Origin of the sequence: Acinetobacter sp. YH16031 (assembly GCF_013417335.1) — a bacterium.
Classification (GTDB): Bacteria; Pseudomonadota; Gammaproteobacteria; order Pseudomonadales; family Moraxellaceae; genus Acinetobacter.
The window spans coordinates 1-2,087 of sequence record NZ_VPED01000118.1 but is presented as its reverse complement, the minus strand read 5'-3'; the positions used below and the strand labels follow the sequence as shown (position 1 = coordinate 2,087).

At 40.6% G+C, this 2,087-nt stretch carries 1 pseudogene; it reads right to left on the bottom strand.

From position 1 onward, the window contains the following. Positions 1–676, bottom strand: a pseudogene (locus tag FTV31_RS16410) (hypothetical protein); the annotation flags it as partial. Positions 677–2,087 lie beyond the last annotated feature (1,411 nt).

Here is a 2,087-nt window from a genome sequence, read left to right as displayed (position 1 = left end):
GATAACGTAAAACGACTCTATGCCCCTGCTCTAACTGTTTTTTATATGCTTCTTTATTCAATCGCCATGTCCAGTCTGTCGCATGTGGTTGATGTTTCCAGTTTTGCTCTTTCAGGTCTTTAGCACTTTTCTTTGGCTTAGTTATCTGTACCAACTCATATTGATAGATACTGATCTTGGCATCTTTAACGGGTATAAACTTTTCTGCACTAGGGGTTTGATAGAAAATCTTTTGATTAATTAACTGCAAATCTTCCGCATTGTTCTTTTTGAGAACTCCCTTGTCCTCATCGTAAAGAAAAACATCACTGGTACGGCAAAATAAGCGCAACCTGACTTTTACTAAATACGGATCATCGGGTTTGAAGGTAGTCACGTCCAAGTCATCTACAGGTTTAACCGTGTCCGAAATCCACGAATAGAGATTTGCTTCAGTACCTATCCTTACAGCTCCGACATGAACGCTTAGGCTAAACACCGCTTCACCTTTCAAACGTCTTTTGTAGGTCTGCTGTGGTGTATCACTCAAGTTATACCGTTCTGCCCACTTCTCAATGAATGCTTTAGCTTCATGCAAAGGAAGCTCTATCTCTTTTGCTACCAAATCATATTCATTTGATACCAACCCCAAAATATTTTGAAGGTAAAGTACCTTCGTATAAGAGTAATAAATCATTTTTAGTCATCCTTATAAGGATATTAATATTAAGGAGATTCTATAAAGAACATTTTTAAAGAGATTATTAGAAATATGCAATAGAGGATATTGCTAGTTAACAATTTAATAATTTAACCCATTTGGCATCTGAATTTGTGAACCTCCTTCGGAGATTCTATAAATAGCAGTTCCAGTACGGGCTATTGACTCTAGGATGCGGTGGATATATAACCAAATTAGATTCTGTTTTTTGCGTGGACAGCCAATCCATGACTCCATTTCCTTTTTTGTGTTGTGGTTCATGGATTGCCAACCCATGAACTAAACACGCCCCCTCCTTTCTATGTCATCACATACCGATACATAGGAAGACTTGTTAACGGTGAAGCTGCGTGCGTGGGGAAACCCTAGCTGGCGCGGCTACGATAGGGGCTGAAGGGTGAAACCCCTGATTCTACCTGTTCCTACTTTCCTGTTAGGGGTGAAGTAGTTGGGCGACAAGGAAACGGAAGCGTGGTGACACTTGGCAGAGATTTAATTTCTGTCTAGGTTGTATGGTTGATAAAGCCATATAACTGAAAAATTCCTGTCCTTCTTTTTTAAAAGTACCTTTTAGGAGGTAAAAGCAGACGGTCAGAGTTTTCAAGGATTGATAAACTCGTTAATAGCCGACAACTAGCCGCTTCAAGTTCAACAAAAACAATAAGGACAAGGGCGGAAGTTGTACTCACAGGTGGGCTTTTGAGAGTGTAGTGATGCACTAGGGCTGCAAGCGTAATGGTGGCGCAGTCGGTACTCGGTTGTAGGTGGTTTCTGTCGGGAGACGTGAACTGCTGCTGAGATCAATGGATAGCTTAAGCCTGTAATTGCGTGTCAGCCGTTTTAAACGGTCAAACTCGCATTTGGTAGTGAAAGTGCTTTACCTGCTTTGACGATTTGTAAACTGTATTAATGCCCCTAATTTCTTGGAACTACGGGGGGCGGAACATGGAACACAGAGCAAATTCAGCAGATAAGCGATCTACACGTTAAGACAAGGTTGGATAACTTGGGACGCACTCAAGACCGTTTTGAGCATGGCATCTTTGAAATGAAGTGCAGGCAACATGCAAGGTTGTGGTTCGCGAGAATCTTTATGAGTGTTGGAGATCAGATTAGTAGATTCAGGTTGTTATTTAACTTGATATATCAGTTCGAGCGAATAAAAACGTAAGCGCTTCTTTTGGTAAAACAAAAGTTTAGATGAACGAAAGTCTGAGCCGATGGTGGTTGATGTGAAATATCTAAAACAGTGTTTTGCTTGGGATTGGCTTCCCTAACAGATTGGCTTCTGTAATGTAGAACACTGAAAAACAGCAAATTTAATTTTTTTAAAGTTTGGCTACTGAGAAAAAATTAGGCGTTGGCGCGGTAATGGTGATGCACGTTA